Below are 15,091 nucleotides of genomic sequence, written 5' to 3' on the forward strand. Positions count from 1 at the left end.
ATCACTTCTCCGCGATCAGTGGTTCGATCATCTCGCGCAGCTCGTCCTCGTCCAGCGGCTTGAGGGCGCGGGCGGCGATCTTCCCCTCCCGGTCGATGACGAGGGTGGAGGGGATGGCCTTGGGGTTGAGGCTGCCCTTGGGGAAGCGGAGCATGAGCTTGCCGACCGGGTCGTAGAGACTCGGATACGGCACCTCGAACTCCTTCTCGAACCTTCTCGCCGGGGTGATGTTCGGGTCTCGGGTGTTGATGCCGAGGAACCGCACGCCGCGGTCCTTCGTGTCGTTCGCGACCTTCACCAGATGCGGCATCTCGGCCCGGCACGGGGGGCACCAGGAGCCCCAGACGTTGACGACCACGACATCGCCCTTGTGGTCGGCGAGCGCGGCCCGCCCGCCGTCCACCGTCTCACCGGACAGATCGGGCGCCTTCTGCCGCTCGCCCTTCGCCGCGCGGTCGATACCGCCCTCCCCCGCGACGAAACCGGTGTTGCCCGAGCCCCCGGTCGTCTCTCCGCCCCCGCAGGCCGTCAGCAGCAGCGTTCCGGCCGCGGCGGCGGCTGCGAGGAGGGCGGTGCGGCGGCGCGGCGTGCGGGCGCGGGGGGCGTGGCAGGCACTCATGTGAAAAGTTTCGCATGACCGATTCGCCGATCTTCCGCGCCCCCCTGCGCACTCCCGGAAGCCCCGGAAACCGGCCGTGCGCAGGGCCCTGGGGGACTCCTCCTCAGGCGCCGAAGCCCTTGGCGCCCTTGACGGGTTTGGCACCCGCGAGGAGATGCGCCGGGACGAGGTCGCGGGCCGGCTCGGTGTAGCCGACCGACACGATCCGGTCACCCTGGAAGGTGAAGCTGGTGAGGCTCGCCAGGGTGCACTGCCGCTTGCGCGGGTCGTGCCAGAGCCGCCGCTTCTCGACGAAGCTGCGCACCGTCCAGATCGGCAGCTGGTGGCTGACGGCCAGCGCCTCGTGCCCCCGCGCGGCGTCCCGGGCCGCGTGCAGGGCCGCCATCATCCGCACGACCTGCTCGACGTACGGCTCGCCCCACGACGGCCGGAACGGGTTGGTCAGATGCCGCCAGTTCGCGGGCCGGCGCAGCGCGCCGTCCCCGACACCGAACGTCTTGCCCTCGAAGACGTTGGCCGCCTCGATCAGCCGTTCGTCGGTGGCGACGCTCAGCGAGTGCGCCCTGGCGACGGGGCCGGCGGTCTCCTGCGCCCGCTCCAGCGGGGAGGCGACGACATGGGTGAGATCGCGGCCCGCGAGGTGCTCGGCGACCCGTTCGGCCATCGTCCGGCCGAGTTCGGAGAGGTGGTAGCCGGCCCGGCGCCCGTAGAGCACACCGTCCGGGTTGTGCACCTCGCCGTGGCGCATCAGGTGGACGACGGTGATCTCGCCGCCGCCCGCCGGGCCGCCGCCGCTGCTGCCGCTGCCGCCGCTGCCGCTGCCCGCCCTGCCGCTTCCGGCTGTCATACCGTTCCTCTCCTCCCCTTCCGCGTTCCCGTCCCGCTCGCGCCCCGCGCCCGGACCGGCCATCAGGCGCCTCCCTCCGGGGCCGCCGCCGCGGCGGCCCGGGCGGCGGCCGGCAGCGCGGCCGCGATCCGCTCGACCGCGGCACCGTCGTGCGCCGTGGAGACGAACCACGACTCGAAAGCCGACGGCGGGAGGTACACCCCGTGCGCCAGCATCGCGTGGAAGAAGGCGGTGAACCGGTGGACGGCCTGCGTCTTCGCCGTCGCGTAGTCCGTCACGGCCCCGTCGGTGAAGAAGACGGAGAACATGCTGCCGGCGGTCTGCAGCCGGTGCGCGACGCCCTCCTTGGCCAGCGCCTCCGTGACCAGCCCCCGCACCTCGGCGGAGACCGCGTCGAGCGTCTCGTACGCGGCGTCGTCCAGCAGCCGCAGCTGCGCGACGCCGGCGGCGGTGGCGACCGGATTGCCGGAGAGGGTGCCCGCCTGGTAGACGGGGCCCGCCGGGGCGAGCGCCGCCATGACGTCGGCCCGGCCGCCGAAGGCCGCCGCCGGAAAGCCGCCGCCCATGACCTTGCCGAAGGTCATCAGGTCCGGCCGCACCCCGTCGAGGCCGTACCAGCCGGCCTTCGAGACGCGGAAGCCGGTCATGACCTCGTCGGAGATGTACAGCGCGCCGTTCTCCCGGCAGAGGTCGGCCAGCCCCTGGTTGAAGCCGGGCCGCGGCGGGACGACGCCCATGTTGCCGGGGGACGCCTCCGTGATCACGCAGGCGATCTGCTCCGGATTGGCGGCGAACGCGGCCCGCACGGCCTCCAGGTCGTTGTACGGCAGCACGATCGTGTCGCCCGCCTGCGCGCCCGTCACCCCGGGGGTGTCCGGCAGCCCGAAGGTCGCCACCCCGGAGCCGGCCGAGGCCAGCAGGGCGTCCACGTGCCCGTGGTAGCAGCCGGCGAACTTGACGACCTTGGCGCGGCCGGTGAAGCCGCGGGCCAGCCGGATCGCCGACATGGTCGCCTCGGTCCCGGAGGACACCAGCCGCACCCGCTCCACGGGCGCCACCCGGGCCACGATCTCCTCGGCGAGCTCGACCTCGCCCGCCCCGGGCGTGCCGAACGACGTACCGCGCGCGACCGCCGCCCGCACCGCTTCCTGGACCTCCGGGTGTGCGTGACCCAGGATCATCGGACCCCACGAGCACACCAGATCGACGTATTCGCGGCCGTCGGCGTCGGTGAGGTACGGACCGGTACCAGACACCATGAACCGGGGCGTTCCGCCCACGGCGCCGAAGGCGCGGACCGGGGAGTTCACACCACCGGGCGTCACGGCGGCCGCGCGGTCGAAGAGCGCCTGCGAGACCGGAGCTTCATACGGAAAAGACACTTTGATCCTGACCTGCGGGTACGTAGATGGGGCGGCGGCGGCCGCGCCCGGCTGGCAACGGTGCGCGACTTTGCTCCGACACTGAGACGAGACCTTCAGCCGTCCGTACGTCTGCGAGACTGGGGCATGCAGGAGTAAGTCACACAAGCCATGGTCTCAGAGGCCCACAGGATCGTGAGCAGCCGGGCGTTTCGTCCGCCGGTCGCTGGGGAGGTCTCTGAGACGATGATCGGGTTGCGCGGCCGTGCGCCGCGACTTATCGGGTGGAGACTATGCATCGCGGTGGCGGACTGGGCGAGGGGACCGACGACCTGGACCCCGAGCGCGCCCGCGCCTCCCGTGCGGCCCGCCGGGGCAGGGGCAGGCACCGGGGCGAGCGCGATCCCGAGCAGGCGAGGGAAAGCAGGAGTGGCCGCGTGGGGGTGACCTACAAGTATTTCGGGGCACCCGACGGAGCGACCGCCGCCCGCGTCCCGGTCTCCATGCGCCCGGAGGAACTCGGCGGTGACGAGCTCGGCATGGGCGGCATGTTCACCAAGATCAAGCCGGAGACGATGGCCGCGATGGTCCTCACCGGCATCGAGGGCGTCCCGCTGCACAAGGTTCCCCCGCTGGAACTGGTCGTCCTCCACCCCGACTACGCCGTCGTCAAGCTCCCCGTGACGGCCGTCGACCCGCTGCGCGGGGTCGGCGAGGAGGCGGTGGGCGCGGCGGCCTTCATCTGGTCCACGGTCCCCGACCGCGGCGGCCCGCGCGACGCCTTCACCGTCTACCAACTGCTGCACGAGTGGCAGGACTTCTCCGAGCGCCTCCACCACGCGGGCCACCAGCCGTACTGCCTGGTGTGGCCCTAGGGCCGCATCGGGCAACGTTCGCCCCGCCGCGACGGCCGGCACTCCCCCAAGCTCTCCGAGCAGGGGGCACCCCCACCCCAAGCTCTCCGAGCAGGGGGCACCCCCACCCCAAGCTCTCCGAGCAGGGGGCACCCCCACCCCAAGCTCTCCGAGCGGGGGACCCCCACGCGCCGCACCGGCCGAAAGACCCCGGACGATCCGGTACGAGGGCTCCCGGCCGGGCACGCCGGGAGCACGCACCGGACGCCGCTCCTCACCGGGCACACGCTGCCCGATGCGGCACTGGCCGGGGTTTCGCCGGGCCCGGGCGGGACTTCCGGGCTCCGCCCCGTCCTGTGCCGAGTGGGACCGCCGGGGCACCGGGCCGCCGTGAGGGCCCACTAGCATCGGCCGCCATGGACTGGCTGGAGCGGATCGCGAAGCTGAGGCAGTGGACGAGGAGCGGTACCCGCGCTCCGCACAAGCCGCTACTGCTCCTGTACGCCCTCGGCCGGTTCCGGGACGATGCCGACGGCGGCCTGCGGTACACCGCGGTGGAGCAGGACCTGCAGCGCCTGCTGACCGAATACGGCCCACCGAACAAGACCACACCCGCCTACCCCTTCCACCACCTGGTCAGCGACGGCATCTGGGAAGTCCGCACCGATCGCGGGCCGGGCAGCCCCGGCAGCGGGATACGGGACCTCCGCGAGACGGGCGCCACCGGGCGGCTCGCGCCGGACTTGCGAGCGGCGCTGCGGCGTGACCCGGACCTGCTCGGCAGAATCACCCGGCTCCTGCTGGACCGGCACTTCCCGCCCTCCCTGCACGGAGAGCTGTGCGAGGCCGTCGGCCTGGAACCGGAGCCGGCGGAGGCCGGGCGGCTCTCGGCGGTCCGCAGGCAGCGGGACCCGCGGATGCGGGAACTGGTGCTGACCGCCTACGAGTACCGCTGCGCCTTCTGCGGCTACGACGGCAGGATCGGTGCGGTGCCGGTCGGGCTGGAGGCCGCCCACGTGCGCTGGTGGGCGTTCGGCGGACCGGACGAGACCGAGAACGGGCTGTGCCTGTGCGCGCTGCACCACAAGCTCTTCGACAAGGGCGTCCTCGGCGTGGGAGACGACCAACGCGTCCTGGTCTCCCAGCGCTTCGCCGGCCACAGCCCCGCCGCCCGCGAGCAGGTCACAGCCCTCGCGGGCCGGCCACTCATCGGCCCGCAGCCCGGCACGCGCCCCGTCGCCGCGGCCCACCGCGACTGGCACACCCGGCAGGTCTTCCTCGGCGAACCACGCCCCGCCACGGCCGCCTGACCGCGGTGGCGGAACCACGGTTGAACAACAAGAGTTTTGTCAAAGTGCTCCCCATGGCCACCACGCCAGAGCCCGCTCCCGCGACCCCGGGACCAACCAGGCCCGCTTCGACTACGCCGCCTCCCGCGTCAACATCATCCCGCCCACCGAAGCCATCGCCCGCCACGCGAGCAAGCTGCTCGCCGCAGCAGGGCTGCACGGCCACAAACACGCTCTGGACGCGATCGCCGCCGCCACTGCCCTCGCCGCACCCGCCCCGGTGACCGTCCTGACGCCGGACCCCGAAGATCTCGTCAGGCTGTGCGACCCCGGCGTCCGCGCAGCCAAAGGTTGACGACGGCATCGGCGCGGACCGCGCGCATGCTCTCCACCCGTCTCCACCGTGACCGGGAACTCGGCGATGCAGGGTCGCACCGGGCCCCGCCGGTCTGCGACGGATCAGCCTCGGTGGATCAGCGCCCGTTGATCAGCGCCCGGTGGATCAGCGCTCGGCGAAGTGGCTGGGCCTGCCGTCGCGGTGGACCAGGCGCCCCGCCCGTTCGGCCCGCGCGCGGGGCATGAGGGTCCAGGTGCCGTCGGCGCGGCGCAGGGCCGCGGAGTGCCACGGGGTGGTCCAGGCGTCGGGTGCGTCGAGGAGGCGGATGCCGAACTTCGGGGCGCCGGCCGGCTGGGGGTGGATGGACAGGCGCACGGCCCGGGGGTGGCACTCGGCGATGAGTCCGCCCCAGGCCCGGCTGCGCTGGATGACGCCGTAGGCGCGCCGGCGGCAGGCGCGCTGGAGGGCGGAGCGGGTGCCCGCGTGGTCGGCGGTGTCCTCGACGAGGAAGCGGGTGATGCCGCGGTAGAGCGCCAGGGCCTGGTCGTCCGTGCGCATCTCGGCGCGCAGGGCGTCGACGGTGGGCGCGTAGCGGTCGTGGACGTGGGCGCGCCGGGCGTCGTACGAGAGGTCGCCGAGAACGTCCCGCAGGTCGAAGACGGACAGTCTGTCCAGGCCGAGCCGGCCGATGAGGGCGCGGAGTTCGTCGGCGTAGGCGTCGATGCGCTCGTCGGGGACGCCGATGAGGTCGCCGAAGACATGGCCGTCGGAGCAGATGACCATGCGGGCGCCGGGTGGGTAGACCCGCTCGATGTCCCTGCACAGGGTGTGGAGGAATGCGAGGGAGAGGCGCTCACCCGTGTCGGGGAGGTCGCCCAGGACCTTGGCCGGGTTGGGCGACTTGCAGGGGAAGCCGGGAAGGGTGAAGACGACGGGGGCGCCCTCCCGGACGAAGCCGGCGATCCGGCTGAGCTGGTGCGGGAACATCCCGGCGGATACGGGGGCCGGGTCGGTCGTGCGGCGGTGCGGCAGCAGCAGGTTCAGGATCGCGGTGCTGGTGATGCCCGTGGTGTCGGTGGTTCTGGTGGTGCCAACGGTGTCGGTGGTGCCAACGGTGCCCGTAGTGCCGACAGTGCCGGTGGTACCAACAGTGCCCGTAGTGCCGACGGTGTCGGCAGTGGCGGTCGTGTCGGCGGGGTGAACGGTGCCGGGGGTGCGGCTGGTGCCGGTGCCGGTGCGGGTGTCGGGTGCGGTCGTCAACGGCATGGGGTTCCTCCGGGAGGCGTGCGGGCATGGCGCCGTGGCGGTCGGGCCGGGCGCCGTTTTCCGTGCGGGACGGTCGGTTGAGGGGAGACGGGCCGGTGCGGCCGGTACCGGTGACGGGCGGCCGGTACCGCTCCGGGCGGCTCGGCCCGCCCCGGGTCAGAGGCGCCGGTCGTAGGCGGCCGGGAGGTGGTTGGTGCCGCGCCCGAGGACGGCCGGGATCCACTCGATGTCCTCGTCCGCGATGGCGAGGCGCAGGCCGGGCAGGCGGGCGAGCAGGGTGCCCAGGGCGATCCGCAGTTCGGTGCGGGCGAGGGCGGCGCCGGGGCAGAAGTGGATGCCGTGGCCGAAGGCGAGATGCGGGTTGGGGCTGCGGCCGAGGTCGAGGGTGTCCGGTTCCTCGAAGCGGCGCGGGTCGCGGTTGGCCGCGCACAGCGAGACGATCACCGAGTCGCCGACCGGGACCGGGGTGCCGTGCAGGTCGCTGTCGCGGTCGAAGAACCGCCAGGTGGTCAGTTCGAAGGCGCTGTCGTAGCGGAGGAGTTCCTCGACCGCGCGGGGCAGCAGGTCCGGCTCGTCGCGCAGGCGCGCGAGCTGATCCGGGTTGCGGAACAGGGCGATCAGGGCGGTGGTGATCTGGTTGGTGACCGGTTCCTGCCCCGCGACCAGGAGCTGGAAGATCATCGAGTCCAGCTCCTCCTGCGAGAGTTCGCCGCCGTCGCGGGCCGCGACGAGACGGCTGAGGAGGTCGTCGTCCTCCCGGCGCCCGCCGTCCTCCCGGTGTTCCCCGCGTTCCCCGACGTCCCGCTTGTGGGCGACGACTTCGGCGATATAGCTCTGCAAGCCGTGCAGGCGCGCCTCGTACAGCGGGCGCCCGGGATCGGTCGGGCCGACCGGCTGGACGACCTTGCCCCAGTCGCGGTCGAAGCGGGCCGCCAGCTCCCGCGGAAGGCCGATGACCTCGGCGAGCACCCGGAACGGGAAGTGCGCGGCGAAACCGGCGACGAGGTCGGCCGGGCCGGTCTCCGGCAGCGCGTCCACGAGCGAGTCGGCCAGTTCCCGGATGCGGGGGCTCAGGCTCTCGACGCGGCGCGGCGCGAAGGCGTCCGTGACGAAGCGCCGCATGCGGGTGTGGTCCGGCGGGTCCTGATGGAGGAGGTGCACCTGGAGCCGGGAGTGCTGCGGCTCCGGCATGATCGAGGCCCGGGCCCGCCAGCGGTCGTTGCCCCGGTCGTGGTTCTTGCCCAGGCGGTCGTCGCCCAGGGCCGCGTGGGCGGCGTCATAGCCGGTGACGAGCCAGGCCCGCACGCCGCTGGGGAAGAGCACGCGGTGGACGGGGCCGGCCTCCCGCATCCGCTCGTAGAGCGGGTAGGGGTCGGCCTTGTAGGGGCAGCCCGTCAGCGGTACGGGGTCGGGCAGGGCCCCGGTGGCCGTCCCGGTGTGCTCGATGGTCATGAACGCGGCTCCTCTGCGGGCGGGTTGGGACTGAGCGGACTCACTGGCCCGGACGGGCTCACTGGTCCGGGGGCGCCGGGCGGGCTCACTGGTCCGGGCGGGCTCACTGGTTGGTCCGGGGGCGCCGGGCAGGCTCTCCGGGCTGTGGGTGCGCGGGCTGCGCGGCCGGACGGGCTGGTGCCGCCGGGCCGCGGGGCGCGCGTGGTGCGGCCCACCGTGCCCGGTGGTCCCGCGTCACCCGGCCGGCGGAGTGGCCGGACGGCGGGTGTCCGGGCCGGGCCCGGTGCGGAACCCGGTCTCGGCCGGCGCACGGGGCGCCGTGGCCGGGCCGCAGGGTCTCCGGTGGTTCCGCGCATACGGGTGGCTCCCGGGTCAGGGCCGGGCGGCGGGCGCCGGTTCGGTGGTGGTCTCCGCCGGGTCCGGGTCCGGGGCCGTGCGCCGGCGGGGCAGGGCGAGGAGCGGTACGGCGAGGCAGGCGGCGGTGGCGGCCAGGGCCAGTGGCCCCTGCGTACGGCCCGCGGCTCCCCAGGCGGCGGTGGCCAGGGCCGGGCCGAGGGCGAAGCCGAGGCTGCGGGCGAGCTGCACCGTCGATCCGACGGTCGCGACCCGGCCCGGCGGCGCGGCTCCCATGACCAGGGCCTGGGTGGGGCCGCCGTTGAGGCCCATGCCGGCGCCGGCCAGCGCCAGCCGCCAGGCGACCTCCGCCGGTGACCAGCCGTCGCCGAGCGGGATCAGCAGGAGCAGGCCGCTGGTGGTGAGCGCGGCCCCGGCAGCGGCGACCGGCCGGGCGCCGTACCGGTCGGCCAGGCGTCCGCCGAGCCGGCCGGCCAGCCCCATGGCGAGGGGGAAGGCGAGGACGGTGAGGCCGGTGGCCGTGGCACTGATCCCGCCCTCGCGCCGCAGACTCAGGGCGACGGTGTAGTGCATGGCCGCGAAACCGGCCGCGAGGGCCAGCACCGCCCCGTGCGCCCGCCACAGGCCCGCGGCCCGCAGCACGCCGGTCACCGGACGGCCACCGGGGCCGCGCAGCCACCACCGGAGCGGCGGGACGGCGGCGGCCAGCAGGAACAGCCACGAAGCCCCGCCCGTCGACAGGGTCAGGGCCAGCAGCACGGCCGCCACCCCGGCGGCCACCAGCAGCGCGTCCGCCGCCGAACGGCGGTCCGGCGCCCGCAGTCCGCCGTCCCGGGGCATCACCGTCCGGGCGACGGCCAGGGCGAGCAGGCAGAAGGGAGTGGTGACGAGGAAGACCCAGCGCCAGCCGAGATGGTCCAGCAGCAGGCCGCCCACCGCGGGTCCGGTCACCGCGCCCAGCGGCCCGAGGGTCGCGGGCACGCTCATCGCCCGTGCCCGCGCCTCCGGCGGGGCGGAGCGCAGCGCGAGCACCGGCATCAGCACGAACAGCACCGCCGCGAAGGTGCCCTGGGCGACACGGGCGGCGATCAGCCAGGCCGCCCAGGGCGCGGCGGCGGCGAGGACGCTGCACAGGGCGAAGCCGGTGGTGGCGGTGAGCACGGCCGAGCGCGCTCCCACACCGTCCAGCCACCGCCCGACGGGCAGCAGCAGGGCGACGACGGGGAGTTGGTAGCCCAGGGCCGCCCACTGGGCGGTCGCCGCGGACACGTGGAGGCCGCCGACGATGTCCGCCTGGGCCACGTTGACGATGTTCATGTCGAGCATCGCCACGAACGACAGCAGCCCCGCCACGACGACCAGCAGCGGGCGCTCCCCGCCGGGGGAGCCACCGGAGCCACCGGAGCCACTGGGGCCACTGGGGCCGCCGGGGCCGCGGGGGCCCGGGTCCTGTCCCTGTCCCGGCTCCGAACCGGAACGCTGGTGTGTCACCCTGCCGCCCCTCTGCCGTTTCTGCCGTTCTCGCGGACGGCTGCCGGTCGGCAGCCTCATTCCACAAGTCGGAGGGAAACCGGGGGAAGTTCCCGGCCATCGCCCGTCGGTTTCCGGCCGGGCGGGGCTCCGCCCGCCCTGCGGCGGCCCGGTGCGGCCACCACCGGCCCGGCAGGCGCCGACGGCACGCGGGCATCGGCGGCACGCGCCACGGCGGCACCACAGCCGGTGGCAACCAGGCCACAGCACCACCACGCGGCGCCCCGGGCCCGCCCACAACGGTGCACTGTGGGGGTGCCCGGGGCAGTCGGGGCAGTCGGGGAGGGCAGCCGGGCGGTCAGGGCACTCGGAGCGATCGGGGTGCTCGGGATACTCGGAGCGATCGGGACGCTCGGGGTGATCGGAAGGCTCGGGGTGATCGGGACGGTCACCCGCCGGCGAGGGTCTCCGCCGGCCGGGCCGGTTCCGCGCCGGCGGGGGTCCGGTGGTCGAAGGCGATCAGCGGGTCCCCGGTGAGGGGGTGGTCGGTCACGGCTGCCCGTACGCCGAACACCTCCGCCAGCAGGGCCGGGGTGAGCACCTCGCGTGGCGGCCCGGAGGCGACGACGGACCCGGCGTGCAGGACGTGCAGCCGGTCGCAGACCGAGGCGGCGGCGTTGAGGTCGTGCAGCGACACCAGCGTCGTGCGGCGCCGGTCGCGCAGCACGGCGAGCAGTTCCACCTGGTGGCGGACGTCGAGGTGGTTGGTCGGCTCGTCCAGCACCAGCACGTCCGGGTTCTGCGCGAACGCACGGGCCAGCAGCACCCGTTGGCGTTCGCCGCCGGAGAGGGCCGTGAACCGCTGCCCGGCGTGGCCGGCCATGCCGACGTCCGCGAGCGCCCGCTCGACGAGGTCCCGGTCGGTGGCGTCCTCCCCGGCGAAGGCCCGCTTGTAGGGCGTGCGGCCCATGGCGACGACCTCCCGCACGGTCAGTTCGAAGTCGCCGCCCCGCTCCTGCGGGAGCGCCGCCACATGCCGCGCCGACCGCAGCGGCGACAGCTCCCGCAGATCCGTGCCGGCGAGCAGCACCCGGCCGGCGGCGGGCCGGAGATGCCGGTAGACCGTCCGCAGCAGTGTGGATTTGCCGCTGCCGTTCGGCCCGACCAGTCCGGTGATCTCCCCCTCGGCCGCGACCAGCCGGGCGCCCGCGACCACCGTCCGGCCGGCGTAGGCGACATGCAGGTCCTCGATGTCGATCCTCAACTGCCGCTCCCCAGGCGCCGGTCCAGCAGATACAGCAGGGCCGGGGCTCCGATGAGCGAGGTCACCACACCGACCGGCAGCTCCTGGGTCTCCATGGCCGTGCGGCAGACGATGTCGACGGCCACCAGCAGCACCGCCCCGGACAGCGCGGAGACCGGCAGCAGGCGCCGGTGGTCGCCGCCGACGACGAGGCGGCAGACGTGCGGCACCATCAGCGCGACGAAGGCGATCGCGCCGGAGACCGCCACCAGCACCCCCGTCAGCAGGCTGGTGGCCGTGAACAGCTCCCGGCGCAGCCGGGTCACGTCGATGCCGAGCCCGGCCGCCGTCTCGTCGCCCATCAGCAGGGCGTTCAGGCCCCGGGCGCGGGCCTGGATCCACAGCCACCCGGCCGGTACGGCGACTGCGCGAAGGCACGGGCCAGCAGGTCCCAGTTCGCGCCGCTGAGGCTGCCCATGAGCCAGAACAGCACGCTGTGCGTCTGCTGCTCGTCCCCCGCCTGGAGGACGAGATAGCTGGTGAACCCGGACAGGAACTGGCCGATGGCCACCCCGGCCAGCACCAGCCGCAGCGGCGCGAACCCCCCGCCGCGCCGGGCGACGGTCCACACCAGGGCGAAGGTGGCGAGCGCCCCGGCGAAGGCCGCGCCGGACAGCCCCAGTCCCAGCGCGCCGCCGGCGCCGAGGCCGAGCACGATCGCGGAGACCGCGCCGAGGGAGGCACCGCTGGAGACGCCCAGGAGATACGGGTCGGCCAGCGGGTTGCGCACCAGCGCCTGCACCGCCGTGCCGATGAGACCGAGTCCGGCGCCGACGAGCGCGGCGAGCAGGGCGCGCGGCAGACGGAGCTGCCAGATGATCAGGTCGCTGGTGCCCGGCCGCGGTGCCTCCCCGGACAGCCGCCGCCCCACGACGCCCCACACCTCGCCGGGCGGGATGGACGTGGAGCCCCGGGCCACCGCGGCCGTCAGCGCGGCGAGGAGCGCGGCGCCCAGGGCGAGCGCCAGCGGTCCGATGGGCAGGGCGCGGACTTCCGCGGGGGCGCTGCGGCGGCGCTCCAGCAGAGAGGTCACAGGCCGCCGGCCTTGCCGGGGTGGAGTGTCCTGGCGATCTCCTCGACGGTGTCGGCGTTCCGTACTCCGGCGATGGTGGTCCGCTCGGAGCCGATGCGCAGGAACTTGCCCTCCTTGACGGCCTTCAGGCCCTTGGTCGCGGCGTCGGACGTCAGCCACTTCTCCGCCTCGTCGAACGCCTTCTCGTTGGCCGCCGCGCTGCCCCGGTTGCGGACCCCGAGCTGGATCCAGTCGGGGTTGCGGGCGATCACGTCCTCCCAGCCGACCTGCTTGCGGTCGCCGTCGCAGTCGGCGAAGACGTTGCGGGCCCCGGCCAGGGTGATCACCGCGTGGGCGATCTGGCGGTTGCAGACGACGGTGGGCTGCTTGGTGCCGGCGTCGTAGTCGAAGAAGAAGTACGTCGGCCGCTCCTTCTCCGGGATGCCGCCGACCGCCTTCCGGACGGCGCCGACCTTCTTCTCCATCCCGGCGACGAGTTCCTCGGCCTTCGGGCTCGTGCCGGTGACGCGGCCGAGGGAGGTGATGTCGGCCTCGACCGCCGACAGGTCGGTCACCGCGGTCTTGCTCCGCCCCGCGCAGGCCGTCGACTTGAGATACATGTGCTGGATCCCGGCGGCCGTGAACTCCTCCTCGGTCGGGCCGTCGCCCATCCCGCCGCCCATCCTCATCGCCCCGAAGGTGTCGAGGTACAGGTCGGCGCCGGAACCGAGGAGCTTCTCCTTGGGGATGACGGTCCGGCCGAGTACCTTCACCTTCGCCGCCTCTTCGCCGAGGGCACCGGGCAGGGCTCCCCTGCCGGGCGGGAAACCGGTTCCGATGACCTTGTCCCCGGCGCCGAGCCGGAGCAGCAGTTCCAGAGCGGCGGCGTTGCTGGTGACGATCTTCTCCGGGGCGGTGGAGAAGGTGGTCTCGGCGCCCGTGCAGTCGGTGACGGAGACGGGGTGACCGTCCGAGGCGGCCGCCTTCCCGGCGTCGCCGCCGGCGCCGCCGCCGGTGGCCGGTTCCCCGCCGCCGCAGCCCGTCGCCAGCAGGCCGCCGAGTATGACGGCCGCCGTACCGCCCCACACACGAGAACGCATCGAAGTCTCCAGGTTCCTCTCGGTACGCGGGCGAGCCTCCGCCGCCCGTCCCAGAAGTCGGGCGGGACACCCCGTCGGTTCCCGCCGTCCGCCGAGCCGCGGGCCGCGGTGGGGCGAACGGCCGGTGGGACACGCCGTACGGGCTGCCGGCGCCGCGTGCCCCCGTCCGGCACCGGCAGCCCCGCGGGATCAGGCCGCCTGCAGGGCCGGCCGGTCCGCCTCGTCCAGCAGTTCGACCAGGGCCGCCCGGGCGCGCGCCACGCGGGAGCGGACCGTGCCGACCGGGCAGTCGCTCACCTCGGCGGCCTCCGCGTACGGCAGGCCGGCCAGCTGGGTGAGGACGAACGCCTCCCGGCGTTCGTCCGGCAGCGAGGCCAGCAGGTCGAGCAGTGCGACCCCGTCGTCGAAGCCGGGCAGATCGCGCGGCTGCGCGTTCTCGACGGCCAGTTGCCAGTCCGGTACGTCGGACAGGCGCGGCCGGGCCGAGGCGTACCGGTAGCTGTCGATCACCGCGCGGCGGGCGATGGACAGCAGCCACGCGCGGGCCGAGGAGCGGCCTTCGAACCGGTGCAGGCTGCCGAGCGCGCGCAGGAACGTGTCCTGCGCCAGATCGTCGACCGCCTGGGGATCGGCGCACAGGTGCGCGACGTACCGCTGGACGTCGCGGTGCAGAGCGCGCACGAAGTGCTCGACCGCTTCGGCGTCACCGCTCCGGGCGGCCAGCGCCCATGCGGTTATCGACTCGTCGGGCGCCGGCGTCTTCTCGCCGGTGCCGCCGGAGGCGGGCAGGACAGAAGTGATCACGTGGTGTCCTCGTCATCCGTGGTCCGGACCGGTGGGCACGCAAACGCGGCGCCGGTCCGGTGAGCGGGGTGGGGGCCGGCCGCGCGACGCCCGCAGGCGCGTACGGCCGGTGCCCGGGGCCGCGCGGAGGGCGGCCCCGGGGTGCCGGCTGTCGTCAGACGACAGCGGTCCGCCCGGGCGGGCCGCGGGACGTGATCGCGTGGACGAGGAGCAGGCGCGGCGTCCGCTCCGAGGAGCGCCGGCGTGCCCGGACACGCGGACGGTCCGGGGCCGGGGGCAGGACGAGCAGCAGCAGCCGCAGCGGCGCGGCCAGCCGTCCGGCCGCGGTCCGCAGGATGCGGAACGCCGCCTTCTCGCCGTACGCCAGCCACAGCCCGCACAGCACAGCGGCCAGCAGGTGGGCGGCGAACATGCCCAGCGAGGACGATCCGTCCGCGGAGTGGCCGGTGTGACCGGGGGTCAGGGCCTCCGCGGTCCGCAGGAGCAGCGAGTCCGGCTCCGCGGGCCCCGGCACCACCGGCCCCGGGGTCGCGAGCCCGCCGCACTGCGCCACGGCGTGGTCCACGGCGTGCTCCATGCCGTGCTCCGCGGTACGGCCCGTGGTGGGGCCCGTGGTGGGGCCGGCGCCGCCCGTGGCCGCGGAGGGCGCCGCCCCGCTCGCCGGCTGCGCGAGGGAGAAGGCCGTGTGCAGCGCCGTCTGAGCGGCGACCACGACCGTCACGATCAGCGGCAGACCTCGCTCACGGCCCGCCAGGCCCCAGCCCGCGGCGCCGGTCGCGGCCAGGCCGGCGGCCAGCGTCCACGCGGGGACACCGCTGCCGGACATCATGACGTGGCCCAGGGCGGCGAGCAGCACGCAGACGGCCGCGAACACCGCGGTCCGTATCGCGCGGGAACACCACCCTGCCGTCACGGCGTCTCATCCTCACATCCGGGCCCCCGCCGTCATGCGCGGGTACGCAATCCACCCGCGCCTGCTCTCATGTGACGGTATGTGATCCAGGTCATACCGGAGGGCCGGCA

Annotated in this window: 12 protein-coding genes and 2 pseudogenes; 3 read left to right on the forward strand and 11 right to left on the reverse strand. The window is 74.6% G+C overall.

Going from position 1 to position 15,091, the window contains the following annotated elements:
* Window position 1: 1 nt before the first annotated feature.
* The 3 genes from KBZ10_RS23730 to hemL form a co-directional block, all read right to left on the reverse strand.
* Window positions 2-619, reverse strand: a complete 618-nt coding sequence (locus KBZ10_RS23730; RefSeq protein WP_210989748.1) for a TlpA disulfide reductase family protein — start codon at window positions 617-619, stop codon at window positions 2-4.
* A 103-nt stretch (window positions 620-722) separates the two neighbouring features.
* Entirely contained in the window at window positions 723-1,367 is a 645-nt protein-coding gene (locus tag KBZ10_RS23735; protein ID WP_247702873.1) for a histidine phosphatase family protein, read from the reverse strand.
* 161 nt (window positions 1,368-1,528) lie between these two features.
* Window positions 1,529-2,848 carry a glutamate-1-semialdehyde 2,1-aminomutase gene (hemL, locus tag KBZ10_RS23740; RefSeq protein ID WP_210989750.1) on the reverse strand — a complete coding sequence of 440 codons (1,320 nt, stop codon included), beginning with the start codon at window positions 2,846-2,848 and terminating at the stop codon, window positions 1,529-1,531.
* Window positions 2,849-3,120: 272 nt separating this feature from the next.
* Between hemL and KBZ10_RS23745 the strand changes: the two genes are divergently transcribed.
* The 3 genes and pseudogenes from KBZ10_RS23745 to KBZ10_RS29730 form a co-directional block, all read left to right on the forward strand.
* Window positions 3,121-3,702: a hypothetical protein gene (locus tag KBZ10_RS23745; RefSeq protein ID WP_210989789.1), complete on the forward strand. Its 582-nt coding sequence runs from the start codon at window positions 3,121-3,123 to the stop codon at window positions 3,700-3,702.
* 395 nt (window positions 3,703-4,097) lie between these two features.
* Window positions 4,098-4,991, forward strand: coding sequence for a phosphorothioated DNA-binding restriction endonuclease (locus KBZ10_RS23750; protein WP_210989751.1), 894 nt, complete (start codon window positions 4,098-4,100; stop codon window positions 4,989-4,991).
* Window positions 4,992-5,067: 76 nt separating this feature from the next.
* Window positions 5,068-5,325: pseudogene (locus KBZ10_RS29730) on the forward strand (PIN domain-containing protein); the annotation flags it as partial.
* A gap of 147 nt (window positions 5,326-5,472) precedes the next feature.
* Here KBZ10_RS29730 and KBZ10_RS23755 read toward each other — a convergent pair.
* From KBZ10_RS23755 to KBZ10_RS23790, 8 genes and pseudogenes are all read right to left on the reverse strand, one after another.
* The gene (locus tag KBZ10_RS23755) at window positions 5,473-6,573 is read right to left on the reverse strand and encodes an L-tyrosine/L-tryptophan isonitrile synthase family protein (RefSeq protein ID WP_247702863.1); all 1,101 of its coding nucleotides are present in this window, start codon (window positions 6,571-6,573) and stop codon (window positions 5,473-5,475) included.
* A gap of 156 nt (window positions 6,574-6,729) precedes the next feature.
* Window positions 6,730-8,025 carry a cytochrome P450 gene (locus KBZ10_RS23760; RefSeq protein WP_210989752.1) on the reverse strand — a complete coding sequence of 432 codons (1,296 nt, stop codon included), beginning with the start codon at window positions 8,023-8,025 and terminating at the stop codon, window positions 6,730-6,732.
* 372 nt (window positions 8,026-8,397) lie between these two features.
* Window positions 8,398-9,870 carry an MFS transporter gene (locus KBZ10_RS23765; protein ID WP_307847573.1) on the reverse strand — a complete coding sequence of 491 codons (1,473 nt, stop codon included), beginning with the start codon at window positions 9,868-9,870 and terminating at the stop codon, window positions 8,398-8,400.
* Window positions 9,871-10,297: 427 nt separating this feature from the next.
* Window positions 10,298-11,113: an ABC transporter ATP-binding protein gene (locus KBZ10_RS23770; RefSeq protein ID WP_210989754.1), complete on the reverse strand. Its 816-nt coding sequence runs from the start codon at window positions 11,111-11,113 to the stop codon at window positions 10,298-10,300.
* Window positions 11,110-12,185: pseudogene (locus KBZ10_RS23775) on the reverse strand (FecCD family ABC transporter permease). Before KBZ10_RS23775 ends, KBZ10_RS23770 begins: the two are co-directional and overlap by 4 nt.
* Entirely contained in the window at window positions 12,182-13,264 is a 1,083-nt protein-coding gene (locus tag KBZ10_RS23780) for an ABC transporter substrate-binding protein (RefSeq protein WP_210989755.1), read from the reverse strand. Before KBZ10_RS23780 ends, KBZ10_RS23775 begins: the two are co-directional and overlap by 4 nt.
* A 189-nt stretch (window positions 13,265-13,453) precedes the next feature.
* Window positions 13,454-14,068 carry a sigma-70 family RNA polymerase sigma factor gene (locus tag KBZ10_RS23785; RefSeq protein ID WP_210989756.1) on the reverse strand — a complete coding sequence of 205 codons (615 nt, stop codon included), beginning with the start codon at window positions 14,066-14,068 and terminating at the stop codon, window positions 13,454-13,456.
* Between the two features lie 154 nt (window positions 14,069-14,222).
* Window positions 14,223-14,981, reverse strand: coding sequence for a hypothetical protein (locus KBZ10_RS23790; protein WP_210989757.1), 759 nt, complete (start codon window positions 14,979-14,981; stop codon window positions 14,223-14,225).
* Between the last annotated feature and the right edge of the window lie 110 nt (window positions 14,982-15,091).

The organism is Streptomyces sp. F63 (assembly GCF_018070345.1).
Taxonomy (GTDB): domain Bacteria; phylum Actinomycetota; class Actinomycetes; order Streptomycetales; family Streptomycetaceae; genus Streptomyces.

Bases quoted from the DNA above. Each gene is read 5' to 3' on its own strand.
- KBZ10_RS23730 (WP_210989748.1), bottom strand. From the start codon at position 619: ATGAGTGCCTGCCACGCCCCCCGCGCCCGCACGCCGCGCCGCCGCACC.
- KBZ10_RS23735 (WP_247702873.1), bottom strand. From the start codon at position 1,367: ATGCGCCACGGCGAGGTGCACAACCCGGACGGTGTGCTCTACGGGCGC.
- KBZ10_RS23745 (WP_210989789.1), top strand. From the start codon at position 3,121: ATGCATCGCGGTGGCGGACTGGGCGAGGGGACCGACGACCTGGACCCC.
- KBZ10_RS23750 (WP_210989751.1), top strand. From the start codon at position 4,098: ATGGACTGGCTGGAGCGGATCGCGAAGCTGAGGCAGTGGACGAGGAGC.
- KBZ10_RS23755 (WP_247702863.1), bottom strand. From the start codon at position 6,573: ATGCCGTTGACGACCGCACCCGACACCCGCACCGGCACCGGCACCAGC.
- KBZ10_RS23760 (WP_210989752.1), bottom strand. From the start codon at position 8,025: ATGACCATCGAGCACACCGGGACGGCCACCGGGGCCCTGCCCGACCCC.
- KBZ10_RS23780 (WP_210989755.1), bottom strand. From the start codon at position 13,264: ATGCGTTCTCGTGTGTGGGGCGGTACGGCGGCCGTCATACTCGGCGGC.